Annotated in this window: 15 protein-coding genes and 1 tRNA gene; 8 read left to right on the top strand and 8 right to left on the bottom strand. The window is 59.3% G+C overall.

All coding sequences use genetic code 11. The features are described 5' to 3' along the window. Position 1 precedes the first annotated feature (1 nt). Entirely contained in the window at positions 2 to 202 is a 201-nt protein-coding gene (locus QOM10_RS09975) for a hypothetical protein (protein WP_016983541.1), read from the top strand. On the opposite strand, the gene QOM10_RS09970 is transcribed toward QOM10_RS09975, so the two are convergent. Further along, a complete protein-coding gene (locus QOM10_RS09970) occupies positions 199 to 429 on the bottom strand; it encodes a hypothetical protein (RefSeq protein WP_127926567.1) in 231 nt (76 codons plus the stop codon). The two genes, QOM10_RS09975 and QOM10_RS09970, sit on opposite strands and share 4 nt — an antisense overlap. A gap of 219 nt (positions 430 to 648) precedes the next feature. Here QOM10_RS09970 and QOM10_RS09965 point away from each other — a divergent pair. After that, positions 649 to 724: transfer RNA gene (locus QOM10_RS09965), tRNA-Asn, on the top strand. A gap of 228 nt (positions 725 to 952) precedes the next feature. Here the strand turns inward: QOM10_RS09965 and QOM10_RS09960 are convergent. Further along, the gene (locus QOM10_RS09960) at positions 953 to 2,476 is read right to left on the bottom strand and encodes a nucleobase:cation symporter-2 family protein (protein WP_150751576.1); all 1,524 of its coding nucleotides are present in this window, start codon (positions 2,474 to 2,476) and stop codon (positions 953 to 955) included. A gap of 210 nt (positions 2,477 to 2,686) precedes the next feature. On the opposite strand from QOM10_RS09960, the gene QOM10_RS09955 reads away from it, so the two are divergent. Genes QOM10_RS09955 through QOM10_RS09945 form a run of 3 tightly spaced genes read left to right on the top strand, consistent with a single transcriptional unit; the run spans position 2,687 to position 4,412 of the window. Further along, on the top strand, positions 2,687 to 3,181 hold the full coding sequence (locus QOM10_RS09955) for a PAAR domain-containing protein (protein WP_150751577.1): 495 nt from the start codon (positions 2,687 to 2,689) through the stop codon (positions 3,179 to 3,181). A gap of 49 nt (positions 3,182 to 3,230) precedes the next feature. Continuing rightward, positions 3,231 to 3,980, top strand: a complete 750-nt coding sequence (locus QOM10_RS09950) for a hypothetical protein (RefSeq protein ID WP_316917954.1) — start codon at positions 3,231 to 3,233, stop codon at positions 3,978 to 3,980. Then, a complete protein-coding gene (locus QOM10_RS09945) occupies positions 3,981 to 4,412 on the top strand; it encodes a DUF4952 domain-containing protein (protein WP_127926565.1) in 432 nt (143 codons plus the stop codon). It abuts the gene before it with no gap. On the opposite strand, the gene QOM10_RS09940 is transcribed toward QOM10_RS09945, so the two are convergent. Further along, a complete protein-coding gene (locus QOM10_RS09940; protein ID WP_316917953.1) occupies positions 4,394 to 5,236 on the bottom strand; it encodes an arylamine N-acetyltransferase in 843 nt (280 codons plus the stop codon). The genes QOM10_RS09945 and QOM10_RS09940 overlap by 19 nt on opposite strands. 101 nt (positions 5,237 to 5,337) lie before the next feature. Continuing rightward, positions 5,338 to 6,132: an exodeoxyribonuclease III gene (xth, locus tag QOM10_RS09935; RefSeq protein WP_127926563.1), complete on the bottom strand. Its 795-nt coding sequence runs from the start codon at positions 6,130 to 6,132 to the stop codon at positions 5,338 to 5,340. Positions 6,133 to 6,261: 129 nt separating this feature from the next. Here xth and QOM10_RS09930 point away from each other — a divergent pair, with 129 nt between their 5' ends. Beyond that, positions 6,262 to 6,843, top strand: a complete 582-nt coding sequence (locus tag QOM10_RS09930; RefSeq protein WP_160039028.1) for a GNAT family N-acetyltransferase — start codon at positions 6,262 to 6,264, stop codon at positions 6,841 to 6,843. 3 nt (positions 6,844 to 6,846) lie between these two features. On the opposite strand, the gene QOM10_RS09925 is transcribed toward QOM10_RS09930, so the two are convergent. The 4 genes from QOM10_RS09925 to QOM10_RS09910 all read right to left on the bottom strand — a co-directional run bounded on the left by QOM10_RS09925 (position 6,847) and on the right by QOM10_RS09910 (position 10,831). Continuing rightward, a complete protein-coding gene (locus QOM10_RS09925; RefSeq protein WP_150773980.1) occupies positions 6,847 to 8,289 on the bottom strand; it encodes a mechanosensitive ion channel family protein in 1,443 nt (480 codons plus the stop codon). Positions 8,290 to 8,511: 222 nt separating this feature from the next. Continuing rightward, complete coding sequence (ycaC, locus tag QOM10_RS09920; RefSeq protein ID WP_127926560.1) at positions 8,512 to 9,138, bottom strand: isochorismate family cysteine hydrolase YcaC; 627 nt, start codon at positions 9,136 to 9,138, stop codon at positions 8,512 to 8,514. A 56-nt stretch (positions 9,139 to 9,194) separates the two neighbouring features. Then, on the bottom strand, positions 9,195 to 9,878 hold the full coding sequence (locus tag QOM10_RS09915) for an isochorismatase family protein (protein WP_316917952.1): 684 nt from the start codon (positions 9,876 to 9,878) through the stop codon (positions 9,195 to 9,197). Between the two features lie 86 nt (positions 9,879 to 9,964). Next, a complete protein-coding gene (locus tag QOM10_RS09910) occupies positions 9,965 to 10,831 on the bottom strand; it encodes a pirin family protein (RefSeq protein ID WP_316917951.1) in 867 nt (288 codons plus the stop codon). Positions 10,832 to 10,936: 105 nt separating this feature from the next. On the opposite strand from QOM10_RS09910, the gene QOM10_RS09905 reads away from it, so the two are divergent. Both QOM10_RS09905 and dkgB read left to right on the top strand, forming a co-directional pair. Further along, positions 10,937 to 11,845, top strand: a complete 909-nt coding sequence (locus QOM10_RS09905; protein ID WP_316917950.1) for a LysR substrate-binding domain-containing protein — start codon at positions 10,937 to 10,939, stop codon at positions 11,843 to 11,845. A 218-nt stretch (positions 11,846 to 12,063) separates the two neighbouring features. Continuing rightward, entirely contained in the window at positions 12,064 to 12,867 is an 804-nt protein-coding gene (dkgB, locus tag QOM10_RS09900; RefSeq protein ID WP_316917949.1) for a 2,5-didehydrogluconate reductase DkgB, read from the top strand. Positions 12,868 to 12,877 lie beyond the last annotated feature (10 nt).

Here is a 12,877-nt window from a genome sequence, read left to right as displayed (position 1 = left end):
TATGAAAAACGACAACCTGCGCGCCGACCGTGACGACCTGGATGATTTCATCCCCCGCGCCTCGGCCAAACGCGAAAAAAGCCTGGTGCTGCAAGTCGCCGCCGGGGTGTTTCTGGGTGGCCTGGCGCTGTGGCTGGTGCAACTGGCAGCCACTGCGGCCTACGCCAAACTGATGCTGGGCACTATCACCTTCGGCAGTTAAGCCAGTTCAGTCGCGCGCTGAGTCGCGGCATCGTCATAGACGACGTACAGCGATTCGGCGATCTGGCTTTTGATCGCCTTGGTGCTTTCAAGACCCAGGACAAAACCTTCAGCCTTACCGCCCGCGCGGTTCAATTCCTCGGCGGTACTGGCCTGGGTGATTGCATCCAAGAGTTTTTCGGCGTGGGGGCCGACGCCTTTGGGCAAGCTGATTTGCGCGATGCTCATGCGAACACCTCGTTGTTGCGGATTGACTGCTTCATGGCACGTACCTTTGCGGCGAATGGCCGGCAGCGCGTGTGACCACTTCCGGGCGGCCATGGTAGACCTCTGCTACGGTTCTGGTAACCGCCAATCGCTGACAAACCACCATCCATCCCGAAAATTCACTCATTTTTGCAACCGGTGCTTGACTTCTCTTTTTGAATCAGTAACATACGCACCAATTCCGCAATAGCTCAGTTGGTAGAGCAAATGACTGTTAATCATTGGGTCCCTGGTTCGAGTCCAGGTTGTGGAGCCAAATAGCAAAGCCCCTGAATCGAAAGATTCAGGGGCTTTTTTGTGGGCGATGGAAAAGATCAGAAGATCGCAGCCTTCGGCAGCTCCTACAGATTCAGCGTTCATCCGCAGAATCGGCGGAGTATGAGATCTGTGTAGGAGCTGCCGAAGGCTGCGATCTTTTGATCTTGAAATGAAAAAGGGCCGATCTGTGTGTAACAGATCGGCCCTTTTTATTTAGAGTCAGCCGTCAGACATGCTCGCTGCTTTTCACCTGCGCTTTCGGCGCACCTTGCCCATGATCGTGATCATCCGGCTCGATCACCGGCACTTCCTTGCCGTCGCAGTCATGCAGCTTGCCGTCGCTGAAGTAATCACCTTCACGCAGCGCCGCCAGATCGCGATAACGCAGGGTGCGCTCTTCCGCTGCGGCAAATACCGACTGTTGATCCGAGTTACCGGCGGTGAAGTGGTTGAACGCCAGGTTGAGCAGGATCGCCATGATCGCCGACGAGCTGATGCCCGAGTGGAAAATGGTCGCGAACCAGCTCGGGAAATGATCGTAGAAGTTCGGCGCAGCAATCGGGATCATGCCGAAGCCGATCGAAGTAGCGACGATGATCAGGTTGACGTTGTTGCGGTAATCAACTTTCGACAGCGTACGGATGCCGCTTGCCGCCACGGTACCGAACAGCACGATACCGGCACCACCGAGCACCGAAGTCGGCACAGCCGCGATGACCCGGCCCATGAACGGCAGCAGGCCAAGGATCACCAGGAAGATACCGCCCGTAGCGACCACGTAACGGCTCTTGATCCCGGTGACCGCCACCAGCCCGACGTTCTGGGCGAAAGCGCTCTGGGTGAACGAGCCGAAGATCGGCGCAAACATGCTCGACAGCATGTCCGCCCGCAGACCGTTGCCCAGGCGCTTGGAATCGACCTTGGTGCCGATGATTTCACCGACCGCCAGAATGTCTGCCGACGTTTCTACCAGCGTCACCATGACCACGATGCACATCGACAGGATCGCGGCGAAGTGGAAGGTTGGCATACCGAAATGGAACGGCGTCGGGAAGCCGAACATCGGGCCGGTGGTGACGTTGGAGAAGTCCGCCATGCCGAGGAACACCGCCAGCACCGTGCCGATCACCATGGCCAGCAGGATCGACAGACGCGAGATGGTCGAGCTCCCGACCTTGCTCAGCAGCAGCACCAATACCAGCGTGACCGCCGCCAGACCGATGTTCTGCATGCTGCCGAAGTCCGGCGCATGGCTGTTGCCGCCCATCGCCCAGCGTGCGGCCACTGGCATCAGCGTCAAGCCGATGGTGGTGATCACGATACCGGTGACCAAGGGCGGGAAGAACTTGGTGATTCGCGAGAACACCGGCGTGATCAGTAAGCCAATCAACGACGCCGCTATCACCGCGCCGAGCACAGATTGAAAGCCGCCCTCCCCACCACTGCTGACGATCGCGACCATGGTCGCCACGCCGGAGAACGACACGCCCTGCACCAGCGGCAATTGACAGCCAAAAAACGGTAGACCCAGGGTTTGCAGCAGTGTCGCCAGCCCCCCCGCAAACAATGAAGCAGCAATCAACAAACCTATGTCTGCCGGCGACAGGCCGGCCGCCTGGCCGATGATCAGTGGCACCGCAACGATACCGCCGTACATGGTCAGAACATGTTGCAGGCCGTAAGCCATATTCGCGCCGACCCCGAGATTTTCGTCCTCGGGCCGTTGGTGTGAAACATGGGGCGTTTTCATGGTGGGGGGTTCCCTGGTTTTTGTTATGCGCACACTGTATTCAAAACTCGCGACAAGTGTCCATGGTTTTGTATACAAAATATCAGAGGCAGGTTACTCGTCACTCAAACGCCCTGATGACTTGAGTACCCCCCTCATCACGTGGCACGATCAGAAGCCATGCCGTACGGATCAACGGATGCCCCTGCCGGGCAAGAAAAGGAAGTCACCATGAGTGGAAAACCCGCTGCACGCGCCACAGACGCCACAACATGCCCTGCCCATGCGGCGCAGAAAATAGTTGCCGGCTCTCCCGACGTATTTTTCGATGGTTTGCCTGCCGCGCGCCTTGGCGATCCAGCCTCTTGCGGCAGCACTATCAGCGGCAACATTTCCGCGACCGTTTTCATCAATGGTAAAAACGCCGCCACGCAAGGCAGCCTGGGCAGCCACGGCGACGTTATCGTCGGCGGTTCCGGCACCGTCATCATTGGCCAGAGCGGCGGTGGCGCAGCGATCAGCCCCGTTCCGCCGATCAACTTGGGTTTCGACGAACAGTTCACGTTGCTGGACGCCGATGGCGAGCCCGTACCCGACTTCGCTTACAAGATCACCACCGCGTCGGGCAAGGTAATCCGCGGTGTCACCAATGAGCGCGGACTGACTCAAAGAGTGTCGACCCGCGCGAGCGAAATGCTGCATCTGGAGCCTGACGACCTAGCCTGAGCAGAAAAAAACCAGCGGCTGAATTCACCTGAAAGGAGCTGTAACCAGCATGGCGCAGGCAATCCTCAACAATAACCAGGCTCCCTCGAACCGACAGGGTGGCAGTACGCATCCGGCGGTCGTTGTCACCAAATACACCAAACGAGCCGACGAAAACGGTTGGCTGAGTGTCAAACTCGAGCCTAAGGGCACACTTGTCGCCCTCTGCGAATACACTAAAGTGACCTTCACCAAGGAGTCCGGTGGTCGAACCTACTTCAGGATTGCAGATGGCAATTCGGAGTTCGTCGGGCAGACGGCCAGCCTGAAAACCGAAAATGCCTTGAAGTACCTGATGGATACCCCGCCAACGGCGCCGGCCACCGTCAAGGTCAAGTACACCGGTGCACCGACCCATGCGGTCTCGGAGTTCAAAGGCAAACTGCTGCAGCAATGGGCACAGGTCAGCTTCAATGGCAAAACGGCGAAGGTGACGCTGAACAGCCAGTGGGGCGGCGAATTTACCCCGATCCCACCCGGACGCCACCGGATCATGGCGCCTGACCGCTCCCACGGAAATATCTCCACGGATGGCTACAAGGTACAAGGTAATCTGCATTGCACCGACGTCTGGTTTCCAATCGAACTGCAAGGCACAAAAGGCAACAGCAGCCGTTACATCCACGTCGGTCATTTGTCCGACGGCTGTGTCACCTTTTATGAGTTGATCAAATGGAACGACATCTACGACTACCTGATCTACCGGCGAGTCAAAGGTGAAGGCGGGAAATATGTCGGTGAATTGCTGGTGGAGAAATAATTGAAACGGTTGCTACTTATCCGATTGATACCCGCGCTGTTGCTGGTCATTGCCAGCAGTGCCAGTGCCAGTGCCGACTTTGGCTGTGATGACTTTCTGTCGAAGCTCGCAGACAAGCCATCGTTTGTTGAATTCAAAGGCTGCACACAGGCGCTTGATCGCATGGGCCAGCCATTTTCCGCCAGCTATGAAGTATCCGGGGCCAATGCTTCGAAAGCCGAACAGTACCTTGAACAGCACTTCGGGATTTCGCCGATCACGCGCGCCTGTTGTGTCTGGGACTCGACCCAAAATGGATTCAGAGATCCAGCAACAGGCATCAACTACCTGATCAGCATTGGCTCAGAGGAAACAGAGGTCAGGCAACGGGAGTCGTGGGCGAAGATCAATCGCTTCACGATCCAGGTCGATGCTTACGCTGAGGATCCCTGACCAGGCTGGATAAGGTGTCCGAGCACCGGCCTTGACAACTCTGGGCGCGCGACACGTATCCCGAACTCAGCCTCAAGCAGATCGAGTAGATCCTCGACGTCCGCGACCTCACGCCGCTCGCTCTCGGCGCCCATGCGGTGAACAGCGAAACTGCCGTTGTTCAGCGTCTTGCGCCAGCCCTCCCCGGTGCGCGCCACCATCAGACGCTGGCTGAACGGTGACTCAGGGTGAGTCGAGACATACCAATTGCCGACGGTGTAATCGATGTCTTCCTGGCGTTGCAGGTCGAACAGGTACATCGGCCGCCATTCCCCCGCCACGTTGGCACGCAGCATGTAGCCGTCGGCCTGTTTTTCAATGCGATAAGGTTCGTGTGGCGTTGGTTGCTCCGCTTCGGTGTCGAGCAGCAGCGGTGCAGTCGGCACCATGCCACCAAAACCGACATCGGTGATGTAGCGCACATCGTCGATGGTCACCAGACTCAAGCGGTGCGTGCGCGCCGTCCAGCTGCCTTCCGGCTGATTCATCACCACGCGCCCGCTGATAGCGCGTACGTCGAAGCCCAGTTCAAGCAACAAGGCAAAGAACAGGTTGTTGAGTTCGTAGCAGTAACCACCACGGCCACCGACGAGGATTTTTTCTTCGATGGACGGCAGATCGATCAACACCGGAGCACCGGTAATCGTCGCCAGGTTCTCGAATGGAAACACGCCGGTGTGGCGCAATTGCAGAAGGCGCAAGGTCTCGAGTGTCGGTGCTGGTGGCGTTTCGAAACCGAGGCGTTGCAGGTACAGCTTCAGATTCGTCAGGCGTGGCTCACTCATTGCTCGATCCTTATGCATGGGGCCGCAGGTCACTGCGTTGATGGTCGCCATGTATACGGGATCGGGCACTGTTTTCGACAATTGATTTCGCCAATCGCCCGCTAGCGTTTCTTGCGTGAACCGATACGAATCCACGTTGGCGCATGGTCACTGGCGTGCGGTTCGTTGCGCACCCAGGCGTCTACGCCGGCCTCGTGCAAATAGGGACTCAGCGCCGGGTTGAGCAGCAGATGATCGATGCGCAGTCCGGAGTTGGTTTGCCAGTGCTGGCGAAAGTAGTCCCAAAACGTATAGAGGCGATCCTCGGGATACAGATGCCGCAGCGAATCGGTCCAGCCTTGATCGAGCAAGCGCTGATAACACTCGCGACTCTCAGGTTGCAGCAGCGCATCCTTGAGCCAGGAGCGGGTGTTGTAGATGTCCATGTCGGTGGGCACGACGTTGTAATCACCGGCCAGCACCACCGGGTGATCGCTGCTTTGCAGGTCTTTCGCATAGCTGATCAGTCGTTCGAACCAGGCCAGTTTGTAATCGAATTTCGGTCCGGGCTGCGGGTTGCCGTTGGGCAGGTACAGGCACCCGACCAGAACGCCGTGCACCGCTGCTTCCAGATAACGGCTGTGCTTGTCAGCGGGATCTCCCGGCAAGCCGCGTCGACTTTCTAGCGGCTGCGCATCGCGGGCGAGAATTGCCACGCCGTTCCACGAGGCCTGGCCCTGCCAGATTGCGCCATACCCCGCAGATTCCAGTTCCGCCGCAGGAAATGCGCTGTCGAGGGATTTGAGTTCTTGCAGGCAGGCGATGTCCGGTTGCTCGCGTTTGAGCCAATCCAGCAGATTCGGCAACCGCGCGCGCAGGCCGTTGACGTTGTAGGTGGCGATCCGCAGGTTTTTCATCGGCTGAGGCTCCTGCCCATGGGCTGTGAAAATTGTGACCTCGTGAACATCGCCACGGTTGCATCGGATCCACCCGCTGCGGCGTAATAGGCGCTCGCCATTCGCCCGCACTGCCGAGACCGCAATCCCATGTCAACCACGCTGCAAGGTCAGCGCATCCTCTTGCGCCCGCTTCAGTATTCAGATGCCGCCGCCCTGCTCCACGCTGCCGCCGACGGCGAGTTGTGGAACCTCACCGTCACGGTCGTGCCGTCGGCCAGCACCGTCGACAGCTACCTGAAAAAAGCCCTCGATGGCCGTGACGCTGGCACGGTCATGCCGTTTGTCATTGTCTTGAAAGACACTGGCGAAGTGATCGGCTCAACGCGCTTCTGGAAGATCGACCCGCTCAATCGCAAGCTGGAAATCGGCAGCAGCTGGATTGCGGCACGCTGGCAGAAGTCCTTCGTTAACACCGAGGCCAAGTACCTGATGCTGTGTCACGCCTTCGACGTGCTCGATTCCGTGCGGGTGCAGTTCACCACCGACGAGAATAACCAGAAGTCACGCAATGCGATTCTGCGCCTTGGCGCACAGCAGGAAGGCATCGTCCGTCATGAGCGGATCATGCCGGACGGGCGCAAGCGCAATTCGGTACGGTTCAGCATCATCGACGACGAGTGGCCGCAGGTGCGTCTGCACCTGGAACAGAAACTCGCCGGCGACCGGTAATGCTCAGGCGCGATTGCGCAGCCATTGCAGGAAGCCTTTTTTCGGTGCGACCACCGGTGTTTCCTCGGTCAGCGATTGCGCCTTGTGCAGGCGATAATCGAGCAAGGCTTGCATCGCGTCGTTGATGTCGTGACGGGCATCGAGGCATGGCTTCAGGTAGGACTTTTCAATGCGGTACAGCACGCAAAAGGTTTTCGCCGAAAAGTCCGCCGGCAACGAGGAATCGGACAGAATCCCCGCCTCGCCGATGACCTCGCCCGGCCCCATGCGCCCGGATTCGAACGGCGTGCCGTGACGCTTCAAAGTCACCGACACCACACCGGACTCAATAATGAACAGATGATCGCTGACCTCGCCGCCCGCGAGAATGACTTCGCCGGCACGGAAGGTTTGCAGGCTCATGTTCTGACTGAAGGTGTCTTTTTCTTCCTGGCGCAGGGTCGAGAAGATCGGCGAACTGTCGAGCAGCGCCCGTGGTCGCGACAAATTGGTCGGCGCAGTGCTTTCATCACTCGACAGCAGATTGACCCCGGACGCCTGCAAGTGCCGATACGCTAGGTCAAACAGTTGATTGCGCACCACCCGCTTCTCACCCATCGAAGCGACGAAACCGCTGATCTCGTATTCCGCGCCACTGCTGCCGGAGCTTTTCAGGGCGACGCTCGGTGCAGGCGTGTCGAGCAGTTGACGGCAGCCCTGCATGGCCCGCTCCAGCGCATCGATTACCGAGCTGGGCCGGGCATGCGGGCTGACCTGCACGCTGACCGCGACGCCGAACATATTGCTCGGCCGACTGAAGTTGATGATCTTGGCCTTGGCCGCCAGCGAGTTGGGAATCACCGCCATGCTGCCCTGGCTGGTCTGCAGGCGCGTGGCACGCCAGTCGATATCGGTGACCCGCCCTTCGGTGCCGTCGATCGAGATCCAGTCATCCAGTTGATAAGGCTTGGTGGTGTTGAGGACGATCCCGGAGAACACATCGCTCAACGTACTCTGCAAAGCCAGACCGACGATGATCGCCAGCGCACCGGACGTCGCCAGCACGCCTTTGACCGGCAGATCCAGCACATAGGCCAGCGCCGCGATGATCGCGATAAGGAAAATCACCGCGCCGAGCAAATCCTGCAGCAGCCGCCCGGTGTGGCCGACCCGCTGCATCATTACCGCGCCGATCAACACCGTCAGGGTGCGCGCACCGAACAGCCACCAGCCAATCTGCAACCCGGTCGCCGCCAGATGCAGCGGCACGTTGTCGGCCCACGGTGCGGGCTCCATCGGGTTGAGGCCTTCGTTGAACAACAGGACGCTGAACAGCGTGAAAATCAGCACCCGCACCAGCAGTTTCCACTCACTGCCATGGGAACTGATCAGACGCCACAGGCCCAGATCGAGGAGGATCAGGATCAACGCGCAGAACAACGGGTGTTCGGTGAGCAGAGACAGCATCAAACAACTCCGACGGGGGCCAATCGCGAGAAGATCGCACAGATTGAGCAAGTGTAGGAGCAATTGATTTCAGAGCATGAATGCCCGCGCCAAAACACCACAAAACGAAATGTGGGAGCGAGCCTGCTCGCGAATGCGGTCGATCAGTCAAAGGTGCATCGACTGACATGACGCCTTCGCGAGCAGGCTCGCTCCCACAGGGGACTGCGGTGTGGCCCGGGGTTATTTACCGTTAGTCAGGGTGCTGTAGCTGGTCATCAGGTTGCGGTAGTCGGGGATGTGGTTGGAGAACAGCGTGCCCAGCCCTTCGATGTCGTTGCGCCAGTCGCGGTGCAACTCGCAGGCCAGACCGAACCAGGTCATCAATTGCGCACCGGCGCTGGACATGCGGTTCCACGCCGATTCGCGAGTCAGTTCGTTGAACGTGCCCGAGGCATCGGTCACCACGAACACATCGAAGCCCTCTTCCAATGCCGACAGCGCCGGGAACGCCACGCAAACTTCCGTCACTACACCGGCAATGATCAGTTGTTTCTTGCCAGTCGCCTTGATCGCCTTGACGAAATCCTCGTTGTCCCAAGCGTTGATCTGGCCTGGCCGGGCGATGTACGGCGCCTCCGGAAACAGCGCTTTCAGCTCCGGCACCAGCGGGCCGTTGGGGCCGGTTTCGAAACTGGTGGTGAGGATCGTCGGCAGCTTGAAGTACTTGGCCAGATCGGCCAGCGCCAGCACGTTGTTCTTGAACTTGTCCGGCTCGATGTCGCGCACCAGCGACAGCAGCCCGGCCTGATGGTCGACCAGCAGTACCGCAGCGTTGTTCTTATCCAGACGTTTGTATTGAGTGGTCATTGCAGTAATCCTCGCGGGTGGTAGAGGCCGACGAGGGTCGACCTCCGGAGACTCGATCAGCGCTGGGAATCCAGCACTTCGTGTTCGTTCGCGACTTGCTGAGCCTTGAGGTAGCTCTCGATCAGCAATTGATAATGCGGCATGGCCTGGGCGTAGACGGCCGCCCACTGCTCGGCATCGGGACGGTTCCACGAGCCTTGCAGCTCGGAAAGCGTAGCCATGATGTCGATCGGCACCACCCCGGCCTGGGCCAAACGGGCAACGGTCAGATCAGTGGCCAGTTTCGAGTGATTACCGGACGCGTCGACCACGGCGAACACCTTGTAGCCCTCATGCACAGCGGCGATGGACGGGAACGCCAGGCAAACGCTGGTCAGGGTCCCGGCGATCACCAGGGTTTTCTTCCCGGTGGCTTTGACCGCCGCGTGAAACTGCGGATTGTCCCAGGCGTTGATTTCGCCCTTGCGCGCCACGTATTGCGCATGCGGTGCGGCTTCGTGAATCTCCGGGATCAACGGCCCGTTCGGCCCTTGCGGCACGGAGGCGGTGGTGATCACCGGCATCTTCAACAGGGTCGCGGCTTTGGCCAGTGCGATGGCATTGGCGCGCAGTTGCGGCACGTCCATGTCTTTGACGATCTGGAACAGACCGCTCTGATGGTCGATCAACAACATGGCCGCGTCGCTGGCATCGATGGTCGGTTTCTGGCCGTCGAAGTTCGCTGCATTGACAGTGTTCATGTGCGTGTCCTCTTTTCTTTAGGCAATAGCCATCCCTGGCCTGCGAACCGGCCTACGCGTCCTGTGTAGAGCGGAGTGGTGGTGCGTTAAGCGTGCATCTGGCCGAAGCGGCCGGACTGGAAGTCGGCGAACGCCTGGTGGATTTCCTGCTCGGTGTTCATCACGAACGGGCCATGGCCGACGATCGGTTCGTCGATCGGCTCGCCGCTGAGCAGCAACACCACCGCGTCCTGGCTGGCTTCGAGCGTTATCTGATGGCCGTCACGTTCGAACAGCGCCAACTGCCCTTCGCGCACCGCTTCCACACCGTTGACCTGCACCGAGCCTTTCAACACCACCAGCGCGGTGTTGCGGCCTTCATGCAGATCCAGCGTCAGCAATTTGCCGGCGTTGAGGCGCAGATCCCACACGTCGATCGGTGTGAAGGTGCGCGACGGGCCGGTGTGGCCATCGAATTCACCGGCGATCAGGCGCAGGCTGCCGGCGTTGTCCTTGAGCGCGATGCTCGGGATGTCGCTGTCGAGAAGGGTCTGGTAGCCCGGCGCGGCCATTTTGTCCTTGGCCGGCAGGTTGACCCACAGCTGCACCATTTCCAGTTTGCCGCCGGTTTTGGCGAAGTTTTCCGAATGGAACTCCTCGTGGAGGATTCCGGAAGCGGCCGTCATCCATTGCACATCGCCCGGGCCGATCACGCCGCCACTGCCGGTCGAGTCGCGGTGCTGCACTTCGCCTTCATACACGATAGTCACGGTTTCGAAACCACGGTGCGGATGCTGACCAACGCCACGCCGTTCGGTGGTCGGGGTGAAATCGGCGGGACCAGCGTGATCGAGCAGCAGGAACGGGCTGATGTGTTTGCCCAGGTTGTCGTAGGAAAACAGCGTGCGAACCGGGAAACCATCGCCGACCCAATGGCCGCGCGGGCTAGTGTAGATACCGATGATGTTTTTCATGGTTGTCTCCAATGGGGGTGAGTGATGCGATGGATTAAGCTTAAATCCATGACCATTAATGCACTAGACTGCAAAAATCAGCCTTAGCGTTCTATCTGGAGAACGATGGTGGAAGACCTCAACACCCTCTATTACTTTACCCAAGTGGTCGAAAATCATGGTTTCGCCGCCGCCGGGCGCGCACTGGACATGCCCAAATCGAAACTCAGCCGGCGCATTGCCGAGTTGGAAGAACGCCTCGGCGTGCGCCTGCTGCACCGCACCAGCCGTCATTGTTCATTGACCGAAATCGGCCAGGCGTATTACCAGCGTTGCCTGGCCATGCGCATCGAAGCCGAGAGCGCCGCCGAACTGATTGAACGCAACCGCTCCGAACCGCAGGGTCTGGTGCGCCTGAGTTGCCCGACGGCGCTGCTCAACTCCTGGGTCGGGCCGATGCTCACGCGTTACATGCTCAAGTACCCGCTGGTGGAGTTGTTCATCGAGAGCACCAATCGCCGGGTCGACTTGATTCATGAAGGGTTCGACATCGCGCTGCGCGTGCGTTTTCCGCCGCTGGAAAACACCGACATGGTCATGAAGGTGTTGGGCAACAGCACGCAATCGGTGGTCGGTAGCCCACAGTTTGTCGAACGCCTGTCATCACCGCCCTCGCCCGCTGACCTCAATGGTTTGCCAAGCCTGCATTGGGGCGCGGCGCAGCGGGAATATCAGTGGGAGTTGCTGGGGCCGAATGGCAATACGGCGCTGATCCGCCATACGCCACGAATGGTCACCGATGACTTGATTGCCTTGCGTCAGGCGGTGATTGCCGGGGTTGGCGTGGCGCATCTGCCGAGCGTAGTGGTGCGTGAGGATATTGCCGCCGGACGCGTCGTGGAATTGATTCCGGGCTGGGCGCCGAAGTGCGGAGTGGTGCATGCGATTTTTCCGTCGCGACGCGGGTTGTTGCCGTCGGTGCGGACGTTAATTGATTTTCTCGGGGAGGAGTTTGCCCACAGCGACATTGCCTGAATCGGCGGTGCGCCCTTCGCGAGCAGGCTCGCTCCCACATGAGCACGCATTCCAATGTAGGAGCGAGCCTGCTCGCGAAGAGGCCAGCCCGGACAACACAAATCCTGGAAATGATTCATGACTTCCGGTCAACAGTGCTTTGCCCCACCAGCGGTTTTTCTCAACGATACAGACGCGGATACTCCTGCCCATTCCCACTGCAACCTCTGGAGTCTTTCATGTCTGTTCCCGCTTTCGGTCTCGGTACGTTTCGTCTGCAAGGCCAGGTGGTCATCGATTCGGTAAGTACCGCCCTCGAACTCGGCTACCGGGTCATCGACACCGCGCAAATCTACGAAAACGAAGCCGATGTCGGCCAGGCCATCGCCGCCAGTGGCATCCCGCGCGAAGAGCTGTTCCTCACCAGCAAGATCTGGGTCGCCAACTTCGCCAAGGATCGCTTGATCGACAGCCTCAAGGACAGCCTGCAGAAATTGCAGACCGACTACCTCGACCTGACCTTGATTCACTGGCCGTCGCCGGATAACCAGGTCCCGGTGGAAGAGTTCATGGGCGCCCTGCTCGAAGCCAAGCGTCTGGGCCTGACCCGGCAGATCGGTGTGTCCAACTTCACCATCGATTTGATGAAGCAGGCGATTGCTGCGGTCGGTGCAGAAAACATCGCGACCAACCAGATCGAACTGCATCCGTACCTGCAAAACCGTAAAGTCGTCGAGTTCGCCCGCAGCCAGGGCATCCACATCACTTCGTACATGACCCTCGCCTACGGTGAAGTGCTGAAAGACCCGCTGATCCAGCAGATCGCCGAACGCCGGCAAGCCACCCCGGCACAAGTCACCCTCGCCTGGGCGATGCAGTCGGGCTACGCGGTGATCCCGTCGTCGACCAAACGCGCCAACCTGCAAAGCAACCTTGCCGCCACGGCGCTGACCTTGAGCGACGCCGACATGGCGCTGATTGCCACGCTGGATCGCGGCCATCGTCTGACCAGCCCGAAAGGCATCGCGCCAGACTGGGACTGATTCAGCAATA

This window comes from Pseudomonas sp. P108 (assembly GCF_032613195.1).
In the GTDB taxonomy this organism is placed as follows: domain Bacteria; phylum Pseudomonadota; class Gammaproteobacteria; order Pseudomonadales; family Pseudomonadaceae; genus Aquipseudomonas.
Note: the sequence above shows the minus strand (reverse complement) of the source record. Positions and strands in the feature narration are given on the sequence as shown.

Excerpts from the sequence above, each read along its gene's own strand:
- dkgB (WP_316917949.1), top strand. The coding sequence starts at position 12,064 with ATGTCTGTTCCCGCTTTCGGTCTCGGTACGTTTCGTCTGCAAGGCCAG.
- xth (WP_127926563.1), bottom strand. The coding sequence starts at position 6,132 with ATGAAAAACCTGCGGATCGCCACCTACAACGTCAACGGCCTGCGCGCG.
- QOM10_RS09905 (WP_316917950.1), top strand. The coding sequence starts at position 10,937 with ATGGTGGAAGACCTCAACACCCTCTATTACTTTACCCAAGTGGTCGAA.
- QOM10_RS09930 (WP_160039028.1), top strand. The coding sequence starts at position 6,262 with ATGTCAACCACGCTGCAAGGTCAGCGCATCCTCTTGCGCCCGCTTCAG.
- QOM10_RS09975 (WP_016983541.1), top strand. The coding sequence starts at position 2 with ATGAAAAACGACAACCTGCGCGCCGACCGTGACGACCTGGATGATTTC.
- QOM10_RS09970 (WP_127926567.1), bottom strand. The coding sequence starts at position 429 with ATGAGCATCGCGCAAATCAGCTTGCCCAAAGGCGTCGGCCCCCACGCC.
- QOM10_RS09940 (WP_316917953.1), bottom strand. The coding sequence starts at position 5,236 with ATGAGTGAGCCACGCCTGACGAATCTGAAGCTGTACCTGCAACGCCTC.
- QOM10_RS09915 (WP_316917952.1), bottom strand. The coding sequence starts at position 9,878 with ATGAACACTGTCAATGCAGCGAACTTCGACGGCCAGAAACCGACCATC.
- QOM10_RS09910 (WP_316917951.1), bottom strand. The coding sequence starts at position 10,831 with ATGAAAAACATCATCGGTATCTACACTAGCCCGCGCGGCCATTGGGTC.
- QOM10_RS09960 (WP_150751576.1), bottom strand. The coding sequence starts at position 2,476 with ATGAAAACGCCCCATGTTTCACACCAACGGCCCGAGGACGAAAATCTC.
- ycaC (WP_127926560.1), bottom strand. The coding sequence starts at position 9,138 with ATGACCACTCAATACAAACGTCTGGATAAGAACAACGCTGCGGTACTG.
- QOM10_RS09950 (WP_316917954.1), top strand. The coding sequence starts at position 3,231 with ATGGCGCAGGCAATCCTCAACAATAACCAGGCTCCCTCGAACCGACAG.
- QOM10_RS09955 (WP_150751577.1), top strand. The coding sequence starts at position 2,687 with ATGAGTGGAAAACCCGCTGCACGCGCCACAGACGCCACAACATGCCCT.
- QOM10_RS09925 (WP_150773980.1), bottom strand. The coding sequence starts at position 8,289 with ATGCTGTCTCTGCTCACCGAACACCCGTTGTTCTGCGCGTTGATCCTG.